Origin of the sequence: Streptomyces sp. RKAG293, from assembly GCF_023701745.1 — a bacterium.
GTDB lineage: Bacteria > Actinomycetota > Actinomycetes > Streptomycetales > Streptomycetaceae > Actinacidiphila.
Genome location: NZ_JAJOZB010000001.1, coordinates 5,664,046 through 5,686,459 on the forward strand (window position 1 = coordinate 5,664,046; position 22,414 = coordinate 5,686,459).

Consider the following 22,414-nt stretch of genomic DNA (forward strand, 5'->3'; position numbering starts at 1 on the left):
CTGAGGTGCAGTCGGAAGGCGGCGTGTCGCCGACTGCACCTCAGCAACCGTGGGCCGGAGGGCCTGGGCGGGCGGATCCGGGCCGACGGATCCGGGCCGGAGGGGGTCGGGGCCGGAGGCGATCGGGGCGGACCGCCCGGTGTGAGCGTTACGCCTCGCTGCTCACCGACCAGAGGTTCACGCCCTCCGGCTCCACCGCGTACTGGTCGATCTCCGCCAGCTCCTCCGTCGTGAGCTTCGGCGCGCCGACCGCCGCCACGTTGGCCTCCAGCTGCCGGACCGACGAGGCGCCGATGAGCGCGGACGTGACGCGCTCGTCGCGCAGCACCCAGCTCAGCGCGAGCTGGGCCAGGGACTGGCCGCGGCGCTGCGCGATCTCGTTGAGGGCCTGCAGCCGGGTGACCGTCTCCTTGTTGACCAGGCCCGGGTCGAGGGACTTGCCCTGGGCGGCGCGGGAGTCGTCGGGGATGCCGCCGAGGTACTTGTCCGTCAGCAGACCCTGGGCGAGCGGTACGAAGCCGATGCAGCCCATGCCCTCGTCGGCGAGGACGTCGAGCAGCCCGTCGTCCTCGATCCAGCGGTTGATCATCGAGTACGAGGGCTGGTGGATGAGCGCCGGGACGCCCAGCTCGCGCAGGATGCGGGCGGCCTCGCGGGTGCGCTCGGGGCTGTACGAGGAGATGCCGACGTAGAGCGCCTTGCCCTGCTGGACGGCGGAGGCCAGGGCGCCCATCGTCTCCTCGAGCGGGGTCTCCGGGTCGAAGCGGTGCGAGTAGAAGATGTCGACATAGTCGAGGCCCATGCGGGACAGCGACTGGTCGAGCGAGGCGAGCAGGTACTTGCGGGAACCGGCGTCGCCGTACGGGCCCGGCCACATGTCCCAGCCGGCCTTGCTGGAGATGACCAGCTCGTCGCGGTACGGGCGGAAGTCCTGCGCCAGGATCGTCCCGAAGTTGGACTCGGCGGCGCCGTAGGGCGGGCCGTAGTTGTTGGCCAGGTCGAAGTGGGTGACGCCCAGGTCGAAGGCGCGGCGCAGGATCGCGCGCTGCGAGTCGAGGGTGCGGTCGTCACCGAAGTTGTGCCACAGGCCCAGCGAGATGGCGGGGAGCTTCAGCCCGCTGCGGCCGGTGCGGCGGTACTCCATGGAGTCGTAGCGCTCGTCGGCGGCGCGGTAGAGGGAACGGTTATTCATGCACTCTGCCTATCACGCCTCCGGGCCCCCGGATCCGAACCGGAAGCCGGGCACCCGGTTCGTGCGCCCAGCGCCGCGCGCAGTACTGTGGCGATCGGGTGACGAGCGCTGGAGGGGCTGGTACGCGATGAATCTGCGCGACCTGGTGTATGGGCTGTATGCCCGCCGAGTGGAGCACCGCCTCGATCTGGCCCAGGGACCCAAGCACATCGGTGTGATCCTGGACGGCAACCGGCGCTGGGCCAAGGCCGCGGGCGGTACGACGGAGCAGGGCCACCGGGCCGGCGCCGACAAGATCGCCGAGATGCTGGGCTGGTGCGAGGAGACCGGGGTCAAGGTCGTCACGCTCTGGCTGCTGTCGACCGACAACCTGGACCGTCCCGCCGAGGAGCTCGTCCCGCTGCTGGGCATCATCGAGGGCGCGGTGAGCGGGCTGGCCGAGACCGGCCGCTGGCGCGTCCACCACGTCGGCACGATGGACATGCTGCCGGCGCGCACCCAGTCGGTGCTGAAGGAGGCCGAGCAGGCCACCCACGGCGTCGAGGGCATCCTCGTGAACGTCGCGGTCGGCTACGGCGGCCGGCAGGAGATCGCGGACGCGGTCCGCTCGCTGCTGCACGAGCACGCGGGGCGCGGCACGTCCATCGAGGACCTCGCCGAGCTGCTGGACGTCGAGCACATCGCGGAGCACCTCTACACCCGCGGCCAGCCCGACCCGGACCTCGTCATCCGCACCAGCGGTGAGCAGCGGCTGTCGGGCTTCATGCTCTGGCAGAGCGCCCACTCCGAGTACTACTTCTGCGAAGTCTTCTGGCCGGCCTTCCGCAAGGTCGACTTCCTGCGCGCACTGCGCGACTACGCGGCGCGTCACCGCCGCTACGGTTCGTAACCACCACGCCGGGCCGCGAGTACCCCCTCCGGCCGGGCCGCGAGTACCTCCTCCGGCCGAACCCGGGTACCTCCTCCGGCCGACCCCGAGTGGCTGCTCCGTAGCCTCCTTCGGCCATCTGCCGCAGCACCTTCCGTTCATCTGCCGCAGTTTTTTCGGGCCCACGTCAGGATTGATGGCACAGCTGTCATATGCAGTCGCATAGGCACCCGCTTTCGAGGGCATACACCGGTCAACAGCGGACGGCACCCAGGTTCGTCCGCCCGGGAGGCCCATTGCCCACGGACGTGCCGTTTACGGAGGGCCGCGGACCGGCCCACGCGCCCGGTCCCGGCCCAGTACAGCGCGACGTTGTCGCACCCCGACCTCTGCCCGAGGGGGTTCGTCCACACGTGGTGAAAAGCAAGAATCGCCGGGAGCACGACCGGCGCACTTACGTCCTCGACACCAGCGTCCTGCTTGCCGACCCCAATGCCCTCACCCGCTTCGACGAGCACGAAGTCGTGCTCCCGGTGGTGGTGGTCACGGAGTTGGAGGCCAAGCGGGCCCATCCAGAGCTCGGCTACTTCGCCCGACAGGCGTTGCGGCTGCTCGACGACTTCCGGATCAAGTACGGGCGTCTCGACGCCCCGATCCCGATCGGCGAGCTGGGTGGCACGCTCCGCGTCGAACTGAACCACTCGGACCCCGGGGTGCTCCCCGTCGGGTTCCGGCTAGGTGACAACGATTCGCGCATTCTGGCGGTCGCCCGCAATCTCCAGGCCGAGGGGTACGACGTCACGGTCGTCTCCAAGGACCTGCCGCTGCGGGTGAAAGCCTCCTCCGTCGGCCTCGCGGCCGAGGAGTACCGGGCCGAGCTGGCGATCACGTCGGGCTGGACCGGTATGGAGGAGCTGCTGGTCGACGCGGAGGAGGTGGACAGGCTCTACGCGGAAGAGGTCATCGTCCTGCCCGAGGCGGGCGACCTGCCCGTGCACACCGGACTGGTCCTCCAGTCCGAGCGCGGCAAGGCGCTCGGCCGGGTGACCGAGGACGGCCGGGTGCGGCTGGTGCGCGGCGACCGGGAGGCCTTCGGGCTGCACGGCCGCAGCGCGGAACAGCGGGTCGCGCTGGATCTGCTGCTCGATCCCGATGTGGGGATCGTGTCGCTCGGCGGCCGGGCCGGCACCGGCAAGTCGGCACTGGCGCTGTGCGCGGGCCTGGAGGCGGTCCTGGAGCGACAGCAGCACCGCAAGGTGATGGTCTTCCGGCCGCTGTACGCGGTCGGCGGACAGGAGCTGGGATACCTGCCGGGCAGTGAGTCGGAGAAGATGAGCCCCTGGGCTCAGGCCGTCTTCGACACCCTGTCCGCGGTGACATCGAAGGAGGTCATCGAGGAGGTCGTGGCGCGGGGCATGCTCGAAGTGCTGCCGCTCACCCACATCCGCGGCCGGTCGCTCCACGACGCGTTCGTGATCGTGGACGAGGCCCAGTCGCTCGAACGGAACGTCCTGTTGACCGTTCTGTCGCGTATCGGTGCCGGATCGCGGGTCATTCTGACCCATGACGTGGCACAGCGGGACAACTTGAGGGTCGGGCGGTACGACGGTGTGGTGGCCGTCGTCGAAAAGCTCAAGGGACATCCGCTCTTCGCGCACATCACCCTGAACCGGTCCGAACGCTCCCCGATCGCCGCATTGGTGACGGAGTTGCTGGAGGACAACGGGGTATGACCCGGTAACCGTGCGTGAGTTGAGGCTGCTGCGCCCCCAAGGGGCGCAGCAGCCTAGCGTTGTGGGGCGCGCCGCGCCGGTGTTTTCCGCTCATGAAGCCGTGTGACGTTTGCCACGCAACCGTAAATTGCTTGACGGCGTTCCCTTCCCGCTAGGGTGTGACGCTGTCAGGCCCCGCTTACGGCACACCCACACCCCCAGCGGTGTGGAACCCCAGAACTGAACAGCGTTGCCGCCGTAAGCCGCCCGAGCACCACGCGGAATCCCGTGAGGGACCCGCACCGGGCCAGTGCCCCCGTGACCAGTCGGACCGTTCGCGGTCCGGAACAAGGGGAGGCCAGCGTTCAGGGGCACGATTTCGTCCGCGAGGTCACCACGCGGACGGTGCTGGAAGGACAACCGTGTGAGCCGGATCTCGGTCCGGGGATTCGCAGTGGCCTCGGCCACCGCAGTCACCACCGTGGGCGCCGTAGTCGGCGTCGCAGCAGGCGCTGACCAGGGCTCCAACCAGCCTGTCGAGGCCGCCGGCGCGACGACCGTACTCGCGGACATACCCGCTGGCCAGCAGGTGCAGCAGGCTTCTCTGACGCAGCAGGCGCAGGCACAGTCCGACGCCGCCGACGCGACAGCGAAGAAGGCCGCCGAGGACAGCGCGCGCCAGCAGGCGGCCAAGGACGCCTCCGCCAAGAAGAAGGCCGCCGACGAAGCGGCCGCCAAGGCGAAGGAAGCCCGGGAACTGGAGGCGAAGGCGGCGGCGAGCCGTTCCGCGGAGCGGGCGACGTTCGCGGTCAAGAGCTCGTACTCGACCGCCGAAGTCAAGGCCATGGCCCTGCAGATCGTCGGCTCCAGTCAGTTCCAGTGCTTCTCCAACATCGTGGAGCACGAGAGCGGCTGGGACTACACGGCGACCAACCAGTCCTCGGGCGCGTACGGACTCGTGCAGTCCTACCCGGGCTCGAAGATGGCCACCGTCGGCGCCGACTGGCGGACCAACCCGGCCACGCAGATCAAGTGGGGCCTCAACTACATGAACGAGCGGTACGACAGCCCGTGCGGTGCCTGGTCCTACTGGCAGCAGCACCAGTCGTACTAGGTCGCACCGGCCGGTTCGTTCCGGCACCTGGTGAGCCTCCCCGTATGCCCCCCGACCCCAGCCGGTCGGGGGGCATACGTGTGACCGCACCCGTACAAGGGGCGGGCGGCCGGGGAGGCAACCCCGGGCACGGGTAACGTCGTCCTCCTCACCGATGCCGGTGCCGGTACCGGAACAAAGGGGCAGGGGAACGCGATGTCGGAAAAGCGCCATTGGGGCGCGGTGGTTGCCTCCAAGCTGGCCAAGCTCGCCGACCGCCTCGACGAACGGCGCGCGGAAGTGACGGCCGAGCAGGACGAGCAGCCCGACGCCCCGCCGCCGAAGCCGCCCAGGCCACGGCCGCACGTCCCGCGGAAGACCGGATCCGGGACGGCTGGATCCGGGACGACCGCAGCCGAGTCCGGGTCCGGCTCGGAGCCGGGGCCCGCGCCCCAGGCCGTGGCCGTCTCCGGCCGGCTGCCGCAGGCGCCGGACGGCGGTCGGCTGCCCGACCCGCTGGGCGTCGTGCCATGGAGCATGCGCGTCGCGGCCGAGGTCGCCTGGCGGCTGCTGGTACTGGCCGGCACCGTCTATGTGCTGATGCGGGTGATCGGCGCCATCCAGCTGGTCGTCCTGGCCTTCGTCGCCGCGCTCCTCATCACCGCGCTGCTCCAGCCCGTCGTGGCCCGGCTCAAGCGCGCCGGGGTACCGCGCGGCCTCGCCACCGGCATCACCTTCATCGGCGGCTTCGTGCTGATGGGCCTGGTCGGCTGGTTCGTCGTGTGGCAGGTGATGGACAACGTCGACGACCTGTCCACCAAGCTCACCGACGGCGTCGCCGAGATGAAGCGCTGGCTGCTCAACAGCCCGTTCCATGTCACCGAGGACCAGATCAACCAGATCGCCAAGAACCTCACCGACACCATCAGCACCAACACCAAGGCCATCACCGACGCCGGCCTCCAGGGCGTCACCGTCATCGTCGAGCTGCTCACCGGCATGCTGCTCGCCATGTTCAGCACGCTCTTCCTGCTCTACGACGGCCGCAACATCTGGAACTGGACCCTCAAGCTCTTCCCGGCCGCCGCCCGCGACGGACTGGCGGGCGCCGGGCCGCGCGCCTGGCGGACGCTGACGCTCTACGTGCGCGGCACGGTGATCGTGGCCCTCATCGACGCCGTCTTCATCGGCGTGGGCATCTGGTTCCTGAACGTGCCGATGGCGGTGCCGCTGGCCGTCGTCATCTTCGTCGCCGCCTTCGTCCCGCTGGTCGGCGCCGTCGCCTCGGGCGCGCTGGCGATGGTCGTCGCGCTCGTGACCGAGGGGCCGTTCACCGCCCTGATGGTGCTCATCGTGGTGCTCGCGGTCCAGCAGATCGAGGGCCACATCCTGCAGCCCTTCATCCTCGGCCGCGCCGTCCGCGTCCACCCGCTGGCCGTGGTGCTCTCGGTCGCCGCCGGCTCGCTCATCGCCGGCATCGGCGGCGCCGTCGTCGCGGTCCCGCTCGTCGCCGTGACGAACACGGTCGTCGGCTACCTCCGCAGCCACGCCCGGGAGACCGCGATGGCCACCGAGCCCGCCCCGCTCGGCGTCACGGTCGAGAACCTCGCCCCGGTCGGCGGCCTGGCGGAGGAGAGCTAGCTCCCGCGCGCGGACCGTTCCCCGTGCACGACTCCGCACGCACGACGGGCCCCCGACCATCGGTCGGGGGCCCGCTGCGTGAGGCGATACGACTGCTCAGCCGGCGATGACCGCTTCGGCGTCCAGCGTCGTTCCGACCGCCTGCACGACGGCGGCGATCTTGACCGCTTCCTGGATCGTCTCGCGTGAGACGTCCGCCTTGCGCAGCACGGCCTCGTGCGAGTCCAGGCACTGGCCGCAGCCGTTGACGGCCGAGACGGCCAGCGACCACAGCTCGAAGTCGACCTTCTCCACACCCGGGTTGCCGATGACGTTCATCCGCAGCCCCGCGCGCAGCGTGCCGTACTCCGGGTCCGACAGCAGGTGCCGGGTCCGGTAGAAGACGTTGTTCATCGCCATGATCGCGGCAGCGGACTTGGCGGCGGTGTACGCCTCGGGCGAGAGGTTGGCCTTCGCCTCCGGCTCCAGCTCGCTCAGCACCCGCGGCGAACGCGACGCGATGGCGACGGCGAGCACCGTGCCCCACAGCTGCTGCTGCGGAAGCTCGGAGTTACCGATGACCGAACCGAGGTTCAGCTTCAGGTCCTTGGCGTAGTCGGGCAGCGCCGACTTGAGGTTGTCCAGTGACATACCGGATCACTCGCCCGCGAGGAGCGCGACCGGGTCGAGAGTCGTCTCGCCCTTGCTCCAGTTGCACGGGCACAGCTCGTCGGTCTGCAGGGCGTCGAGCACCCGCAGCACCTCCTTGGGGTTACGCCCCACGGAACCGGCGGTCACCATCGTGAACTGGATCTCGTTGTTGGGGTCGACGATGAACACGGCACGCTGCGCGAAGCCGTCCTCGCCCTCGACGCCGCAGTCGCGCATGAGCTCGTGCTTGGAGTCCGCGAGCATCGGGAAGGGCAGGTCACGCAGGTCGGCGTGGTCCTTGCGCCAGGCGTGGTGCACAAACTCGGAGTCACCGGAGACGCCGAGGATCTGCGCGTCGCGGTCGGCGAACTCGTCGTTCAGCTTGCCGAACGCGGCGATCTCGGTCGGGCAGACGAAGGTGAAGTCCTTCGGCCAGAAGAACACCACACGCCACTTGCCCTCGTACGACTTGTGGTCGATCTGAGCGAAGGCCTTGTCCGCGTCGAGATCGACGCAGGCGGTCAGGTCGTAGGTGGGGAACTTGTCACCGACAGTGAGCACGCGCTCTCCTTGGAACAGAGGAAATCCCTTTTGAGGCTTTCCAGAGGGTTGGACGTATTCCACCCTCCCATGGCGGCTATTGATCACAGAAATAGCTAGACTCGACGGCGTTGATCGGAGTCGCCTATCAGTAGCCCGGAGTGTCATGAGCAAGCAGCCCAGCCTGTCCCAGTTGCGGGCGTTCGCGGCTGTGGCCGAGTACCTGCACTTCCGTGACGCGGCGGCGTCCATAGGGACCAGCCAGCCGGCGCTCTCCGGGGCGGTCGCCGCGCTGGAGGAGACATTGGGAGTGCAACTGGTCGAGCGGACGACGCGCAGGGTGCTGCTCACCGCGGCCGGGGAGCGGATCGCGGCGCGGACACGGAGCGTGCTCGACGCCGTGGGGGAGCTGATGGAGGAGGCGGAGGCGGCGCGGGCGCCGTTCACCGGGGTGCTGCGGCTCGGGGTGATCCCGACCGTCGCGCCGTATCTGCTGCCGACGGTGCTGCGGCTGGTCCATGTCCGGTACCCGGCGCTGGATCTGCAGGTGCACGAGGAGCAGACGTCGTCACTGCTGGAGGGGCTGACCGGCGGACGGCTCGATCTGCTGCTGCTCGCGGTGCCGCTCGGGATGCCCGGAGTGACCGAACTGCCGCTCTTCGACGAGGACTTCGCCGTGGTCGCACCGCAGGGGCACTGGCTGGCCGGGCGGCAGGCCATTCCCCGTGAGGCGCTGCGGGAGATGGATCTGCTGCTGCTCGACGAGGGGCACTGCCTGCGCGATCAGGCGCTCGACATCTGCCGGGAGGCGGGGCGGCCGGGCGGGGTTCCGGTGACGACCACCGCGGCCGGGCTGTCCACCCTCGTACAGCTGGTCGCGGGCGGGCTCGGGGTGACGTTGCTGCCACGGACCGCGCTCCTGGTGGAGACCGGGCGCAACGACCAGCTGTCGACCGGGTACTTCGCGGATCCCGCGCCGTCGCGGCGGATCGCCCTCGCGATGCGCGGCGGGACCGCCCGCGCGGAGGAGTTCACGGCCTTCGCGGCCGCGCTGCGCGAGGCGCTGCGGCCGCTGCCGGTGCGCGTGTGGGACGGCGAGGCCGTGGCGGACGGCGGCACGGAGGACGCCGGCCGGGCCTGAGGGAAGCAGGCCCGGCCGGCGTCGGTGCCGGATCCGGCGGGGCTACTCGGTCCGCAGACCGTCCGGGCGCATCATGCGCCACAGCGGCGGCAGGCTGAGCAGGGTGACGAGCAGGACCACGCCCGCCCCGACGCCCGTCATCGTCGCGGCACTCGCCCAGTCGACGCGGATCGGTGAGCCGACCATCTTCAGCAGCACGGAGCCGAGCCCGAGGCCGCCGATCACCGCCAGCGCCAGGCCGAGGGCGACCGGTAGCGCGGTCTGCCACAGCACCGACAGCCCGAGGGTGGAGCGCCGGGTGCCGAAGGCGATCAGTACCGCGAGCAGCTTCTTGCGCTCGCGCAGCTGCTCCAGCATCGAGACCAGCAGGCTGATGCCGATCAGCAGCATGGTGGTGACCGCGCCGATGAGCAGTCCGCGCTTGATGTTGGTGTACTTCCGCGCCGTTCGGGTGCTTTCGAGCGTGTAGGTGTTCGCGCCCGGGCCCAGCCGGGCCGTGGTGTTGCGGACGTAGTCCTCCGCGTCCGGCCGCTGCGCGTCGAGCTTGATCAGCACCATGGCGTGCGCTTCCCGCATCCGTGCCACGTCCAGGGTGCCGGGGGTGGCGAGGATGCCCCACTGCACGTCGCCGTTGGGGCTGGTGCGGGCCTTGACCGTGCGGGCGTTGGCCGGGACGGTCCACGGTCGGGGCGGGCCGGACAGCACGCCGCTCTGCGGGGCGTTGAGGTCCAGCCCGGCGCCGGCCTTGGAGATGTCGGGCGGGGTCGTGTACGACGCATCCGGCAGGACGCGGTAGACGCTCCCGTCGGCGCAGTCACCGATCTCGGCGATCTCGGCGAGCGCGGCGCAGTCGCCGACGAACACCGGGAACTCCAGGATCTCGCCTCCCGCGTCGGGGTTGCCGGAGGCTTTCGCCTTCGCCGCCGCGCCGCCGGGGATGGCGGACGTCTGGACGAGTCCGAGCGCCGAGCGCACGCCGGGGGTGGTCCGGTACGCCTGGATCCCGGCGGTTGCCTGCGGGCCGTTCGTGACGTCGAAGGCCGCCTGCATCTGGGCCCGGTTCGGGTCCTTGCCGGTGTTGGAGGTGAAGTCGCTCTCGATGCCGCTGAACAGCATCTGCAGGGCGATGGCGCCGGCCACCGCGACGGTGATGCCGTTGACCATCCGGGCGGAGGCGCCGCTGTTGAGCTGCAGGCGGCGGGTGGCGAGCTGCCAGGGGACGCTGCCGCCGCCGAAGCGGTTGACGATCAGTTCGACGAGCCAGGGCAGGGCGGCGGTGACGCCGACGAGCAGCAGGATCGCGCCGGCCGAGATCTGGTACGCGTTGAGGTCCGCGTTGCCCTGGACGCCGCCGAACAGCGGTGCCAGCAGCGCGAGTCCGGCGACCGGGATGAGCAGCCGCCACCACAGCCGCCGCTTGCGCAGCGCCGCGTTCCGGACGACGCCCAGCGGTTCGATGGCGATGCCGCGCAGTGCGAGGACGGTGACCGCGACGGCCGCCGCGGGGACGCCGAGCACGATCAGCAGGGCGAGTCCCGTGCCGGGCCGGACGTCGGAGGGGAAGACGCTCAGCCGGTAGAGCTCGATCTGCCCGATGAAGTGCCGTCCCAGAAGGAAGAACCCCAGGCCGAACACGAGCCCGACGAGTGCCCCGACCAGCGCTTCGCCGGCCGCGATCCGCCGGGTCATGCGGGTGTCGGCGCCGACCAGCCGCAGTGCGGCGAGCCGCAGGTCGCGGCGTTCGCCGCCGAAGCGGACAGCGGTGGCGATGAGGATGGCCACCGGCATCAGCAGCACGACGAGGCCGATGATGACGAGCAGGGTCAGGACCGCGCCCAGGCCCTCGGAGCCGTGCTGGGCGCCGCCGATCGTGTCGACGCGTGTGGCGTGTGCGTCGGTGAGGGTGTCGCTGCCCGCGTAGTAGACGAGCTCGGCGGGGCCGAGCAGGCCGCTCTTGGCGATGGTGCCGGTGACGCGGTAGTTGAGCCGCTCCTTGAGGAGCTTGCCTTCGGAGGAGTCCAGCAGCTTGGCGAGCGCGGGGGAGACCGTCATCTCGCCGGGGGCCGGGATCCTGCTCAGGCCGGGCGGTACCGGCGGCTTGTCGCCGTCGGGGTCCAGGACCCGGCCGTAGATGTCCTCGTCGTGGTAGACGGTGTCGGTGTTGTCGATCAGCATCGTGGAGGCGGTCGGCTTCAGCTTCTCGCCGAAGTACAGGTCGTCCCGGTCGTGGCCGCGATCCGAGCGGGCGTCCATCATCGCCGGGACGGCGGCGGCGAGCAGCAGCACCGCCACACCGAGGCCCACGCCGACGGCGGTCAGCAGGTTGCGGATCCAGCCTTCCCGGCCGCCGGCGAGCGTGAAGCGCGCGCCGAGCGCGAGGTCACGGGCCCAGGTGCGGGCGTCGGTGCGTGGAGCGGTGCGCGGGGCGTTGTCCGAAGGCGTGCTCACGCGACCCGCTCCATGTCGCGGGACTTGCCGTCGCGTACGACGATCTCGCGGTCGGAGTACGCGGCGACCCGCGCTTCGTGGGTGACCAGGACGACGGCCGCGCCGGTGTCCCGGGCGGCGTCGGTCAGCAGTCGCATGACGCGCTCGCCGTTGAGGGAGTCCAGGGCGCCGGTCGGCTCGTCCGCGAAGACCACACGGGGTCCGCCGACGAGCGCGCGGGCCACCGCGACCCGCTGGCCCTGGCCGCCGGAGACCTCGCCGGGGCGCTTGTGCCCGAGGTCGTCGACCTCCAGCCGGTGCAGCCACTCGGTGGCCAGCCGCTCGGCCTCCTTGCGCTTGGTGCCGTTCAGCCGCAGGGGCAGCGCCACGTTCTCGACGCAGGTCAGCTCGGGGACGAGCTGGCCGAACTGGAAGACGAACCCGAAGTCGCCGCGGCGCAGGGCGCTGCGGGCGGCGTCGGACATGGCCGACAGCTCCTCGCCCCGGTACAGGACCTTGCCGGCGTCGGGCCGCACGATGCCGGCCAGGCAGTGCAGCAGCGTCGACTTGCCGGAGCCGGAGGGGCCCATCACGGCCACGACCTCACCGGAGCGGATCGTGAAGTCGGCGCCGTCCAGGGCGGGGGTGGGGCCGTAGGTCTTGTGCAGCGCGTCGGCGGTCAGCAGGGGTGTGCTGGGCTGAGGGGTGGAGCTGGTCACTTGCGTACCTCCGTCGCGAGCTGGTCGAGCCGGGCGGCGGTGAGTTCCAGCCACCGCAGATCCGCTTCAAGGTGGAAGAGAGCGTGATCGCAGATCAGCTGGTCGGCGAGGTCGCCGCTGGACTTGCGACGGGTCAGTTCGCGCATGAGCCGCAGGTGCTCGGCGCGCTGGGTGTCCAGCAGGTCGATGGCGCTGCGGCCGGTCAGCAGGGCGAGGACGACCTTCGTGTACAGGGTCGTCTGCAGATACGGCTCGGGCTTCTCGGGCTGGGCGAGCCACGTCTCGACGTCGGTCAGTCCGGCGTCGGTGATCGCGTACCGCTTGCGCTCGGGGCCGCTGCCGGGCTCTATGCCCTCGACCTCCACGAGCCCGTTCTTGAGGAGTCGGGCCATCGTCGAATAGACCTGCCCGTAGTGCAGCGGGCGGTCGTGGCCGAAGCGTTCGTCGAAGGCGCGCTTGAGGTCGTAACCATGGCGTGGGCCGGACTCAAGAAGCCCGAGCAGGGTGTGGCCGATTGACATGCGAGCACTCTACATGACGTGTATACGTGGTGTGTATAGACGTGGTGTGTAGTTGATCAGTGCAGGTCAGGCCACTCCTATCAGCTCTCGGTCGGGTTCTCCGGTTCTGCCGACCCCTCTGCGGGCGGCTCCGCCGACCGGGCCGGACGGCCGCGGCGGGGGATCGGTTCGGCGGCGCCGGGGAGGCGCCCGGCCTCGGCGAGCGCCCGGCGCAGCAGGAACTCGATCTGTGCGTTGGCGCTGCGGAGCTCGGTCGCCGCCCACGTCGCGATGGCGTCGTGGACGGCGGGGTCGAGCCTCAGCAGCACCTGCTTGCGGGCGGTGCGGCCGGTGCGTTCTGTCACTGGTAGAGGGTCCCGGTGTTGAGTACGGGCTGGGCGGCGCGGTCGCCGCACAGGACCACGAGCAGGTTGCTGACCATGGCGGCCTTGCGCTCCTCGTCGAGCTCGACGATGCCCTGCTCGGAGATCCGGGTCAGCGCGGACTCGACCATGCCGACCGCGCCCTCGACGATGGTCTGGCGGGCGGCCACGATCGCGCCGGCCTGCTGGCGCTGGAGCATCGCGGAGGCGATCTCGGGAGCGTAGGCGAGGTGCGTGAAGCGGGACTCGATGATCTTCACTCCGGCCGCGCCGACCCTCGCGGCGATCTCGACGGAGAGCTTCTCGGTGATCTCCTCGGCGTTGCCGCGCAGCGACAGGCCCTCCACGTCGTGCGCGTCGTACGGGTAGTTCGTCGCGATGTGCCGGACGGCGGTGTCGGTCTGGATCGCGATGAACTCCACGAAGTCGTCGACCTCGAAGACCGCCTGCGCGGAGTCCCTGACCTGCCAGACGACGACGGCGGCCAGTTCGATCGGGTTGCCGTACGAGTCGTTGACCTTCAGGACCGCGGTCTCGTGGTTGCGGATCCGGGTGGAGATCTTGCGGCGGCTGGTGAACGGGTTCACCCAGCGCAGCCCGTCCTGGCGGATGGTGCCCTGGTAGCGGCCGAAGAGCTGGCAGACGCGGGCCTCGCCGGGGGCGACCTGGGTGAGGCCGAACATGGTGATGAAGGCGGCGATCGCGATCACCACACCGGCGCCGGTCAGGACGCCCGCCAGCGCGCCGCCGCTGTCCTTGGCCTTGGCGATGCCGACGATGAAGAGTGCGATGCCGCCGAACAGCACCGGTACGGCGATCAGCAGGAAGGGCAGTCCCGGCATGCCGGCGGCCACGCGTTCGGTGACATGCGGGGCGGGCATCTCGGGGATCTCGGACTGGAGATCGGTGGTGCGGTTCTCGGACATGGGTCCCCCGTTCACAGTGCTCGGCGCGCTCATTCGCCCGCCTAGCAAAGTGATAGCAGATTAATGCACGGAGGGCTATAGGCGCACGATGCAGCCCCGGGGCACGGAGGGGGGTAACACGTGCGCCGGGGCTGCGGTTTCGAGGGCGGAGGTGCTGCGGCGGCGGGGTCAGCCGCTCTTGACGGCGACCGAGATCCGGTCGCCGACCTCCTTGTCGATGGAGCGCCAGTACCGCAGCGCCCGTTCCAGGACGGGTGCGCTGACGCCCTTCAGCAGATGGCCGGAAACGTTCGTCACCAGCCGGGCGCGGGCATCGTCGTCGAGCACCTGCCGCACCTGCGTGCCGGCCTGTCCCCAGTCGTCGTCCTCGCGGTGCAGGGCGTACGCCTCCCGCACCATCTCGCCCGCGCTCGCCCAGCCCGCCGGCTCACCGAACCGCTCGGTGTCGGCGGCAGGACCCCGTAGGAGTTCGGCGCGTACACGGCGGCCGTACGGGACGGCTCGTACCGCATCGGGCCGTCCTTGGCGTACGAGTAGACCGGCGAGTGCGGCCGGTTCGGCGGCAGTTGGGCGTAGTTCGGGCCGATCCGGTACCGGTGGGTGTCCGGGTACGAGAAGAGCCGGCCGATCAGCATCTTGTCCGGGGACGGGCCGATGCCCGGCACCATGTTCGACGGCTCGAAGGCGGCCTGCTCGATGTGGACGAAGAAGTCCTCCGGGTTCCGGGCCAGCGTCATCCGGCCGACCTCGATCAGCGGGTAGTCGCCGTGCGGCCACACCTTGGTCAGGTCGAACGGGTTGAACCGGTAGCCGGCCGCGTCCTCGAACGGCATGACCTGCACCTTCAACGTCCACGAAGGGTGCTCGCCGCGCTTGATCGTCTCGAACAGATCGCGCCGGAAGGCATCGGGGTCCTCGCCGGCCAGCGCGTCCGCGTCGGCCTGGGTGAGGAAGCCGATGCCCTGGTCGGTGATGAAGTGGTACTTGATCCAGAACCGCTGTCCGGAGCCGTTGACCCACATGAAGGTGTGCGAGCCGTAGCCGTTCATGTGGCGGAAGTTCTTCGGGATGCCGCGGTCGCCCATCAGCCAGGTGACCATGTGCGCGGTCTCCGGGGAGAGCGTCCAGAAGTCCCACTGCATGTCGTTGTCGCGCATGCCGTTGTCGGCGCGGCGCTTCTGCGAGCGGATGAAGTCCTGGAACTTCTGCGGGTCGCGGACGAAGAACACCGGCGTGTTGTTGCCCACCAGGTCGTAGTTGCCCTGCTCCGTGTAGAACTTCAGCGCGAAGCCCCGCGGATCGCGCCAGGAGTCCGGGCTGCCCTGCTCGCCCGCGACGGTGGAGAAGCGGGCCAGCATCTCGGTGCGCCGGCCCGGCTGGAAGAGATCGGCCTTGGTGAACTGGCTGACGTCGTTCGTGACCTCGAAGCTGCCGTAGGCTCCGCTGCCCTTGGCGTGCACCACCCGCTCGGGGACCCGTTCACGGTTGAACTGGGCCATCTTCTCGATCAGGTAGTGGTCCTGCAGCAGGATCGGGCCGTCCGGGCCCACCGTGAGCGAATGCTCGTCGCTCTCCGCCGGGACACCGGCGTTGTTGGTGGTGTACGGGGTGCTCATCGCGTGTGTCTCCCGTTCGAGTCGAGAGTCCGGTACCGGGGCGTCGCTTCGACCACCCTTGCACCGAACCTCCCGCTCGGCACGCCGGGCGACAGCGGGGTGCCGGAGGCCGCGCGGCCTCCGGCACCCGGGCCCGGGTGCCGGGAACTACGGAATCGCCAGCTCGAACCAGACGACCTTGCCCGCACTCAGTCTTGTGGCCCCCACCGCTGAGCCATCCGGCTGACGAGATACAGGCCGCGGCCACCCTCGTCCTGCGGCTGCGCGTGCCGCATCTGCGGCAGCAGCGGCGCGTCGTCGCCGACCTCGCAGCGCAGCACGTCGGTGCGCAGCAGCCGCAGCGTGATGGGCCGCTCGGCGTACCGGACGGCGTTGGTGACGATCTCGCTGACCAGGAGTTCGGTCGGCTCGATCAGGTGCTCCAGATCCCAGCGGCGCAGCGCCTGGCGGGCGAGCCGCCGGGCCCGGCCGGCGGTCTGCGGCTGCGGCTCCAGGTACCAGTACGCCACGTCGCTCGGCGAGATCCCGTCGAAGCGGGCGGCGAGCAGCGCGATGTCGTCGTCCCGGTCGCCGGGGCCGAGGATCTCCAGGATCTCGTCGCAGAGCGGTTCCAGCGGCGGCGGCGACAGTACGGTCGCGGCGTCGTGCAGCCGCTCGCGCAGCAGCTCGATGCCGCCCCAGACGTCCCGCGTCCTGGACTCGACGAGGCCGTCGGTGTACAGCACGAGGGTCGCGCCCGCGGGCGCCGGCAGCTCGACCGCCTCGAACGGCACCCCGCCGACGCCGATCGGCGCGCCCGGCGGTACCCGCAGCACCTCGGCCAGGCCGTTGGCGTGCAGCAGGATGGGCGGCGGGTGGCCGGCGTTGGCCACCACCAGGCGGTGCGCGATCGGGTCGTAGACCGCGTACACGCAGGTCGCCATGCGGTCGCTGCCGAGCCGCTGGGCCTGCTCGTCCAGGTGGTACAGCACCTCCTGCGGCGCCAGGTCGAGCCCCGCGAGGGTCTGCACGGTGGTGCGCAGCTGGCCCATGATCGCCGCCGAGGTCATGGAGTGGCCCATGACGTCGCCGACGACGAGCGCGACGCGGCTGCCGGGCAGCGGGATCGCGTCGTACCAGTCACCGCCGACCCGGGCCGATTCGGCGGCCGGCAGATAGCGGCTGGCGAGCCGGACCCCGGTGGGCTGCGGCAGGGAATCGGGCAGCATCTCGCGCTGCAGCGCGTCCGCGATGTACGCCTCGCGTCCGTACAGCACCGCCTTGTCGACGCCGAGCGCCGTGTGGGTGGCGAGCTGGGCGGCGACCAGCAGGTCGTCGGACTCGAACGGCGGCCGGTCGGGACGGCGCAGCAGTACGGCCGCGCCGATGACCCGGCGGCGGCCGCGCAGCGGGGCGAGTATCGCGCGGCGTCCGGTCGGCAGGACGGGCGGGTGCAGCGGCCTGTCGCTCCTGGCGGCGCCCGGCTCGGGGTGTAATCCGGGCCGTTCACCCGGCCGGCCCGCGCCGGCGGAGGCCGAAGGACCCTCGCCGAAGCGCAGCAGCTCCTCCAGCGCGGCGGCGGACTGCGGGTGTTCCGCGAAGACCGGGCGTACGCCGCGCAGCACCTCGGCGAGCGGTCCGTCCAGCCGGACGAGGGTGCTCTCGGCGGCGCCGCCGTAGGCGGGCTCCGCGGGCACCGGGGCCAGCACGGTGCCGACGTAGGACTGCCCGCTGGGCTCGTCCAGGCCGCCGTCGGCGCGCCGCAGCCGGAGCACGAGCGGCCCTGACGGCCGTTCGTCGCCGACCGGCAGCGGGTCGCGGAGGTAGACCAGGATCGCGTCGGCGAACGCGGGGACGGCGGAGCGGCACAGGCCCAGCAGGATCTCGTCGAGGTCCAGACCGCGGGCGATCCGCCGGGTGGCCGCCCCGACGTACCGCAGCCGCTCGGCCTCCGAGATCGAGGACCCCGCCGTACGGGCGCCGAGGGTGCCGGAGGCGGGCGGGGCGGGCAGCGCGGAGGCCGCGGGCGGGGGCGGCGCCGCGGGGGTGGGTGCCAGCGCCGCGGCCGGCTCCTCGTGGCGCGGATGGCCGGCGGGCTCCATGGCGGCGCCCGCCGGGCCCTGGGTCCCGCGCGGCGGGGTGCTGGAGAACGACGCGTCGGGGCCGGGGTCGCGCCGGGGCGTGCCCGCGGCCTGCGCCGCCTGCCGGTCCCGTGCGGGACGGTCGTCGGGCAGTGCCTGGGGCGGCGAGGCGGGCTGGTCCTCCCGGTCGGAGCCCGGGGGCAGGCGGAAGCCGCCGCGCGGGTCCGGCAGCGGTGCCGGCAGGGCGGCATCCGGTCCCGGTTGCCGCGCCGGGGGCGGGGGCGTGCGATCCGTGGTCACGCGAGTCGTTCCATCCGGTTGTGCGCCACGCGCTGGCCGCGGCGGGGATTGGGCCGTGTCAGGCGCGTCGTCGGCAGTAGAGGAAGAGCTGCTCCTCCGGCGGCACGTCGGTGCTCGCCGGTGCATAGGCGTACGACTCCTCCTCGATCACCTCGAAGCCCGCGTCCGCCACTACCTGGTGCAAATCATCCCGTAGATAACCGGATACCCGGATGGTGTTACCAAGGAACGGGATTGCGAAGTCGTCCACATCCGCTTCGACCATCGAGAGGATGAAGAGACCCGCGGGCTCCAGCAGATCATGGATGGCCCGCAATGCGTAGGGAATCTCCGCGCGCGGCAGCATCAGCAGGGAGAAGAAGGCCGCGACCCCGTCGAAACGTCCGAGGTCGAGGGTGCCGCCGGGGCGCAGATCGGCGATGTCGCCCTGGTGGAACTCGGCCTCCGGCACGTACCGCGCGGCCAGCGCGAGCATGCCGGCGGACAGATCGACGCCGACGACCCGGTGTCCGGCCCCGGCGAGCTGCCGGGTGCTGGGCAGGCCGGTGCCGCAGCCCAGGTCGAGCACCCGCGATCCGGCGGGCAGCGTCTCCGCCAGCCACCGGCCGGCGGTGAGCTGGCCGTCCTTGTGGGGAAACGCTTCGTCGTACCGGTCGCCGATCGCGTCGAACGCCTCGGCCTGGCCGCCGCGGTCCCGCTTTATGTCCTCGTAGCCGCCGGTTCCCACTGCCTCGGTCCTCCTTGGTGCGCGTGGCTTGATGACTTGGCGTCAGGCTCTGGGTGCTGGTTGGGAATTGCGCGGTGTTGCGGAGCACGATCCTACGTTTGACGACCCGGGGCGCATCAAGGGGCTCACGAGGTCACTTTGCCGGACGGTTCCAGTCGTCCGGGAGTGACGGTACCGGCCAGCCGGGATCCGGGCGCCAGTCCTCCCAGCCGTCCCGGAAGGGCCGGCCCCAGGACCTGATGACCCCGGCCGCCTCCAGTCCGGCCGACCGTACCCGCTCGGCGCGTTCGGCGGGCATAAGGCCCGCGAGCTGCGCCTGGGCGAATTCGTCCTCGTCGAGCCAGTGCCAGCTGCGGTCCGGGCGGACCGCGATGTCGAGGAAGTGGTCCTCGGAGTCCAGACCGCCGGACCAGCGCCGGCGCGGCTCCTCCAGGTTCACGTACCAGTTCTTGAAATGCCACCTTTTGTCCCAGAAGAGCCAGACCGACCAGGGCTCGCCGGGGTGTGCGATCTTCAGCACACCCGCGCCCCACCACTGCTCGACGCGCGTAGTGCGCGGCTTGAGATAGCGGGTGGCGAGCGGCTCCCGGTGGATCGGCGAGCCATCGGTGAGCACCGGCTTCACACAGGAGGTACCGGGCGCCATCCAGACCGCGAGCAGCTCGGCGTCATCGCGCACGACGGTCACCGGGCGGCAGATGTGCAGCTCGTCGGTGCCGTTGCCCCGATAACGCCACAACACTTGCTCACCCGGCGACCAGTAGCCGCTGGTACCCGGCCCGTTTCCGTCAAGAAGAGTGTCGGCTGTCATGAACAGATCTTACGGATCAGCCCTTAAGGATGGGTCATGCGCAGCACATCCAGCGCCGCGTCCAGCTGCTCCTCGGTCAGTTTTCCCTGTTCGACATAGCCCAGCTCGATCACCACGTCCCGGATGCGCTTACGCTCCGCGACGGCTTTCTTGGCGACCTTGGCCGCCTCCTCATAACCGATGTACTTGTTCAGCGGGGTGACCACCGACGGCGAGGACTCCGCGTACTCACGGGCCCGCTCGACATTGGCGGTGATGCCGTCGACCGTGCGGTCGGCGAGCAGCCGGGAGACGTTGGCGAGCAGCCGGACGGATTCCAGCACGTTCCTGGCGATGACCGGGAGCATCACGTTGAGCTCGAAGTTCCCGGCGGCGCCGGCCATCGTGATCGTCAGGTCGTTGCCGGCGACCTGGGCCGCGACCATCAGCACGGCCTCCGGGATCACCGGGTTGACCTTGCCCGGCATGATCGACGAGCCCGGCTGGAGATCCGGCAGGTTGATCTCGGCCAGCCCGGTACGCGGTCCCGACGCCATCCAGCGCAGATCGTTGGAGATCTTGGTGAGGCCGACCGCGACGGTCTTGAGCTGCCCCGACATCTCGACGATGCCGTCCCGGGCGCCCTGCGCCTCGAAGTGGTCGCGCGCCTCGGTCAGCGGCAGCCCGGTGGTCCGCGCCACCTCGGCGATCACCGCGGCCGAGAAACCGGGCGGGGTGTTGATGCCGGTGCCGACCGCGGTGCCGCCGAGCGGCAGCTCCGCCAGCCGGGGCAGCGCGCCCAGCAGCCGCTCGACGCCGTACCTGACCTGGGCCGCGTAGCCGCCGAACTCCTGGCCCAGCGTGACGGGCGTGGCGTCCATCAGATGCGTACGGCCGGACTTCACGACGTCCGCGAACTCGGCCGCCTTGCGTTCCAGGGACTCCGCGAGGTGCTCCAGCGCGGGCACGAGGTCGCGGGTGACGGCGGCGGTGGCCGCGATGTGGATGGACGACGGGAACACGTCGTTGGACGACTGGGACGCGTTGACGTGGTCGTTCGGATGCACGTCACGGCCCAGCCGCTCCGTCGCCAGCGTCGCGATGACCTCGTTGGCGTTCATGTTGGAGGACGTGCCGGAGCCGGTCTGGAAGACGTCGATGGGGAACTGGTCGTCCCACCGGCCGTCCACCACCTCGGCCGCCGCCTCCTGGATCGCCTCGGCGATGTCCTTGTCCAGGACGCCGAGTCCGGCGTTCACCTTCGCGGCTGCCGCCTTGATCCGGGCCAGTGCCTCGATGTGCGCGCGCTCGATCTGCTGGCCGGAGATCGGGAAGTTCTCCACCGCCCGTTGGGTCTGGGCCCGCCATTTCGCGTCCGCGGGCACCCGTACCTCGCCCATCGAATCGTGCTCGATCCGGAAAGGCCGGTCCTGGGACGACTCCTCGGGCATGGCTGGATTCCTTTCCTCGGCAACTCCGCGACAACATTCCCATTGTCGTACTACTTCCAAGTAACACCCATCAGTAGGACAGTGCCGTAGCCCATTTCATTCCTGTGGAAGGAGCGACGTATGCGCATGTCGAGAAAGAGACGTTGTCGTGCCGCCGGGACGGTGCTGGCCGTCCTCGCGACCGTCCTCGCGGGCGGTGCCGGTCTGACCACCACGGCCTCCGCGGCCCCGCAGAACAGCACCGTCAAGCCGCTCTCCGCCGACCTCGAGCAGATCCGCGCCGCCGAGGCGACGGCCCTGTACGGGAGTCCGGCGATCCGGCCGGTGGCCGACCGCAAGACCGGGCTGATCTCGCTGGGGGACAGCGAGATATCCGGCGAGGGCGTCGGCACCTACGAGGCGGGTACGGACGGCCCCACGAACTGGTGCCACCGCTCCCCGGACTCCGCGATCCACCGCACCGGCATCCCCGCCGACGAGACGTACAACGTCGCCTGCTCCGGCGCCTACACCGGCAACATCAGGATCGGCGGCAGCAAGCAGTACGCGGACGAGCTGGTGCAGAGCGACAGCCTCGCCATCAAGGCCCGCAACACGAAGATCAAGATGGTGCTGCTGGTCGCGGGCGCCAATGACGACCTGCAGTTCGGACCCGTCATCACCGACTGCGTGGAGCGCTGGTTCCTGCTGCAGGGCAGCTGCGACTCCAAGTACTCGCCCGGCTGGCAGGCCCGCGTCGACGGACTGGTGCCCAAGGTCGAGGGGACCGTGCAAGACCTGCGAACGGTCATGCGCGACGCCGGCTACGCGGACGCCGACTACAAGCTCGTGGTGATGGGCTACCCCAGCCCGATGAGCCCCGACATCTACGACAACCCCGGCTTCCCCGGCAAGATCCCCGGCGGCTGCACCGGCTACGACACGGACCTCGCCTGGGGCCGGAACTACGCCGTACCCACCTTCGAACTCGGCATGCGGCAGGCCGCCGAGGCCTCCGGGGCGGTGTACCTCGACAACTCCCGGCTCTTCCACGGGCATGAGGCGTGCACGGACAACACCTGGGCGCGCGGCCTGGTCGTGAACATCACCAACCCGTTCCCGCCCGACGCCAACTCCGTACGCCAGTCCTTCCACCCGAACGCCCGCGGCCACGCCGCCTTCGCGTCGTGCCTGACCCAGCTCTACAACTCCGGCTACCAGGAAGCCGGTTGCGCCGACCCGGCCAGCACCGGCACTCCGGTGCTCCACCAGGGCGCCTGGGACGACGCGTTCAAGCCGGTCACCAACGCGGCCACCGGCCAGTGCATGGACGCCAACGGCGGCTCGTCGCGCAACAACACCGCGCTGCTCGGCTGGAGCTGCCACGGCGGCCGCAACCAGTCGTTCGCGTACGACACCCAGTACCAGTCGCTGCACATCGCGCTCAGCCAGGACCGGTGCATGGACGTCCCGGCCTCGAACTACAGCGCCGGAACCGGCCTCATCCTGTGGGACTGCCACGGCGGTGCCAACCAGCGGTTCACCATGACGGCGGGCACCATCCGCCCGGTGGCGGCCACCGGCCTGTGCGTGACCCAGAGCGCCGCGAGTTCGCCGCTGAAACTGGCGGCCTGCGACGGCTCCGCGAGCCAGCACTTCGCGTAACGGCTCGCACCGCACCACGGACGGGCCCCGCCGATGGAGCGGCGGGGCCCGTCC

Annotated in this window: 17 protein-coding genes and 2 pseudogenes; 6 read left to right on the forward strand and 13 right to left on the reverse strand. The window is 70.6% G+C overall.

The genetic code is table 11. The features are described 5' to 3' along the window. Nucleotides 1-148: 148 nt before the first annotated feature. Nucleotides 149-1,192 (reverse strand): L-glyceraldehyde 3-phosphate reductase, encoded by a 1,044-nt coding sequence (gene mgrA / locus LNW72_RS25425; RefSeq protein WP_250977490.1) that lies wholly within the window; start codon nt 1,190-1,192, stop codon nt 149-151. A 127-nt stretch (nt 1,193-1,319) separates the two neighbouring features. Here mgrA and LNW72_RS25430 point away from each other — a divergent pair, with 127 nt between their 5' ends. From LNW72_RS25430 to LNW72_RS25445, 4 genes are all read left to right on the forward strand, one after another. Continuing rightward, complete coding sequence (locus LNW72_RS25430) at nt 1,320-2,081, forward strand: isoprenyl transferase (protein WP_138352121.1); 762 nt, start codon at nt 1,320-1,322, stop codon at nt 2,079-2,081. Between the two features lie 392 nt (nt 2,082-2,473). Then, complete coding sequence (locus tag LNW72_RS25435; protein ID WP_138352120.1) at nt 2,474-3,793, forward strand: PhoH family protein; 1,320 nt, start codon at nt 2,474-2,476, stop codon at nt 3,791-3,793. A 403-nt stretch (nt 3,794-4,196) separates the two neighbouring features. Then, on the forward strand, nt 4,197-4,886 hold the full coding sequence (locus LNW72_RS41735; RefSeq protein WP_250977491.1) for a transglycosylase SLT domain-containing protein: 690 nt from the start codon (nt 4,197-4,199) through the stop codon (nt 4,884-4,886). A 195-nt stretch (nt 4,887-5,081) separates the two neighbouring features. Continuing rightward, entirely contained in the window at nt 5,082-6,506 is a 1,425-nt protein-coding gene (locus LNW72_RS25445) for an AI-2E family transporter (protein ID WP_250977492.1), read from the forward strand. A gap of 96 nt (nt 6,507-6,602) precedes the next feature. Here the strand turns inward: LNW72_RS25445 and LNW72_RS25450 are convergent, their stop codons facing one another. Both LNW72_RS25450 and LNW72_RS25455 read right to left on the reverse strand, forming a co-directional pair. Next, nucleotides 6,603-7,136, reverse strand: a complete 534-nt coding sequence (locus LNW72_RS25450) for an alkyl hydroperoxide reductase (protein WP_138352117.1) — start codon at nt 7,134-7,136, stop codon at nt 6,603-6,605. 6 nt (nt 7,137-7,142) lie between these two features. Next, nucleotides 7,143-7,697 (reverse strand): peroxiredoxin, encoded by a 555-nt coding sequence (locus tag LNW72_RS25455; RefSeq protein WP_138352116.1) that lies wholly within the window; start codon nt 7,695-7,697, stop codon nt 7,143-7,145. 145 nt (nt 7,698-7,842) lie between these two features. Here LNW72_RS25455 and LNW72_RS25460 point away from each other — a divergent pair, with 145 nt between their 5' ends. Continuing rightward, nucleotides 7,843-8,817, forward strand: coding sequence for a hydrogen peroxide-inducible genes activator (locus tag LNW72_RS25460; protein WP_250977493.1), 975 nt, complete (start codon nt 7,843-7,845; stop codon nt 8,815-8,817). Between the two features lie 42 nt (nt 8,818-8,859). Here LNW72_RS25460 and LNW72_RS25465 read toward each other — a convergent pair whose 3' ends face one another. The 10 genes and pseudogenes from LNW72_RS25465 to LNW72_RS25510 form a co-directional block, all read right to left on the reverse strand. Next, on the reverse strand, nt 8,860-11,265 hold the full coding sequence (locus tag LNW72_RS25465; RefSeq protein ID WP_250977494.1) for an FtsX-like permease family protein: 2,406 nt from the start codon (nt 11,263-11,265) through the stop codon (nt 8,860-8,862). Beyond that, nucleotides 11,262-11,963 (reverse strand): ABC transporter ATP-binding protein, encoded by a 702-nt coding sequence (locus tag LNW72_RS25470; RefSeq protein WP_250977495.1) that lies wholly within the window; start codon nt 11,961-11,963, stop codon nt 11,262-11,264. Before LNW72_RS25470 ends, LNW72_RS25465 begins: the two co-directional genes overlap by 4 nt. Beyond that, nucleotides 11,960-12,484, reverse strand: a complete 525-nt coding sequence (locus LNW72_RS25475) for a PadR family transcriptional regulator (RefSeq protein WP_138352113.1) — start codon at nt 12,482-12,484, stop codon at nt 11,960-11,962. The genes LNW72_RS25470 and LNW72_RS25475 overlap by 4 nt, the downstream gene beginning before the upstream one ends. An 80-nt stretch (nt 12,485-12,564) precedes the next feature. Beyond that, nucleotides 12,565-12,828 carry a hypothetical protein gene (locus LNW72_RS25480; protein ID WP_250977496.1) on the reverse strand — a complete coding sequence of 88 codons (264 nt, stop codon included), beginning with the start codon at nt 12,826-12,828 and terminating at the stop codon, nt 12,565-12,567. Further along, complete coding sequence (locus LNW72_RS25485; RefSeq protein WP_250977497.1) at nt 12,825-13,772, reverse strand: SPFH domain-containing protein; 948 nt, start codon at nt 13,770-13,772, stop codon at nt 12,825-12,827. The genes LNW72_RS25480 and LNW72_RS25485 overlap by 4 nt, the downstream gene beginning before the upstream one ends. Before the next feature lie 168 nt (nt 13,773-13,940). Continuing rightward, nucleotides 13,941-15,388, reverse strand: a pseudogene (locus tag LNW72_RS25490) (catalase). A 147-nt stretch (nt 15,389-15,535) separates the two neighbouring features. Next, nucleotides 15,536-17,874, reverse strand: a pseudogene (locus LNW72_RS25495) (SpoIIE family protein phosphatase). Next, entirely contained in the window at nt 17,807-18,475 is a 669-nt protein-coding gene (locus tag LNW72_RS25500; RefSeq protein WP_250977498.1) for a class I SAM-dependent methyltransferase, read from the reverse strand. Before LNW72_RS25500 ends, LNW72_RS25495 begins: the two are co-directional and overlap by 68 nt. 133 nt (nt 18,476-18,608) lie before the next feature. Beyond that, nucleotides 18,609-19,286: a DUF402 domain-containing protein gene (locus LNW72_RS25505; protein ID WP_250977499.1), complete on the reverse strand. Its 678-nt coding sequence runs from the start codon at nt 19,284-19,286 to the stop codon at nt 18,609-18,611. A 23-nt stretch (nt 19,287-19,309) separates the two neighbouring features. Further along, nucleotides 19,310-20,716: a class II fumarate hydratase gene (locus LNW72_RS25510; protein WP_250977500.1), complete on the reverse strand. Its 1,407-nt coding sequence runs from the start codon at nt 20,714-20,716 to the stop codon at nt 19,310-19,312. A 120-nt stretch (nt 20,717-20,836) separates the two neighbouring features. Here LNW72_RS25510 and LNW72_RS25515 point away from each other — a divergent pair, with 120 nt between their 5' ends. After that, nucleotides 20,837-22,360 carry a ricin-type beta-trefoil lectin domain protein gene (locus tag LNW72_RS25515; protein WP_374117320.1) on the forward strand — a complete coding sequence of 508 codons (1,524 nt, stop codon included), beginning with the start codon at nt 20,837-20,839 and terminating at the stop codon, nt 22,358-22,360. Nucleotides 22,361-22,414 lie beyond the last annotated feature (54 nt).

Bases quoted from the DNA above. Each gene is read 5' to 3' on its own strand.
- LNW72_RS25505 (WP_250977499.1), bottom strand. From the start codon at position 19,286: ATGACAGCCGACACTCTTCTTGACGGAAACGGGCCGGGTACCAGCGGC.
- LNW72_RS25430 (WP_138352121.1), top strand. From the start codon at position 1,320: ATGAATCTGCGCGACCTGGTGTATGGGCTGTATGCCCGCCGAGTGGAG.
- LNW72_RS25445 (WP_250977492.1), top strand. From the start codon at position 5,082: ATGTCGGAAAAGCGCCATTGGGGCGCGGTGGTTGCCTCCAAGCTGGCC.
- LNW72_RS25510 (WP_250977500.1), bottom strand. From the start codon at position 20,716: ATGCCCGAGGAGTCGTCCCAGGACCGGCCTTTCCGGATCGAGCACGAT.
- LNW72_RS25475 (WP_138352113.1), bottom strand. From the start codon at position 12,484: ATGTCAATCGGCCACACCCTGCTCGGGCTTCTTGAGTCCGGCCCACGC.
- LNW72_RS25485 (WP_250977497.1), bottom strand. From the start codon at position 13,772: ATGTCCGAGAACCGCACCACCGATCTCCAGTCCGAGATCCCCGAGATG.
- LNW72_RS25460 (WP_250977493.1), top strand. From the start codon at position 7,843: ATGAGCAAGCAGCCCAGCCTGTCCCAGTTGCGGGCGTTCGCGGCTGTG.
- LNW72_RS25450 (WP_138352117.1), bottom strand. From the start codon at position 7,136: ATGTCACTGGACAACCTCAAGTCGGCGCTGCCCGACTACGCCAAGGAC.
- LNW72_RS25515 (WP_374117320.1), top strand. From the start codon at position 20,837: ATGCGCATGTCGAGAAAGAGACGTTGTCGTGCCGCCGGGACGGTGCTG.
- mgrA (WP_250977490.1), bottom strand. From the start codon at position 1,192: ATGAATAACCGTTCCCTCTACCGCGCCGCCGACGAGCGCTACGACTCC.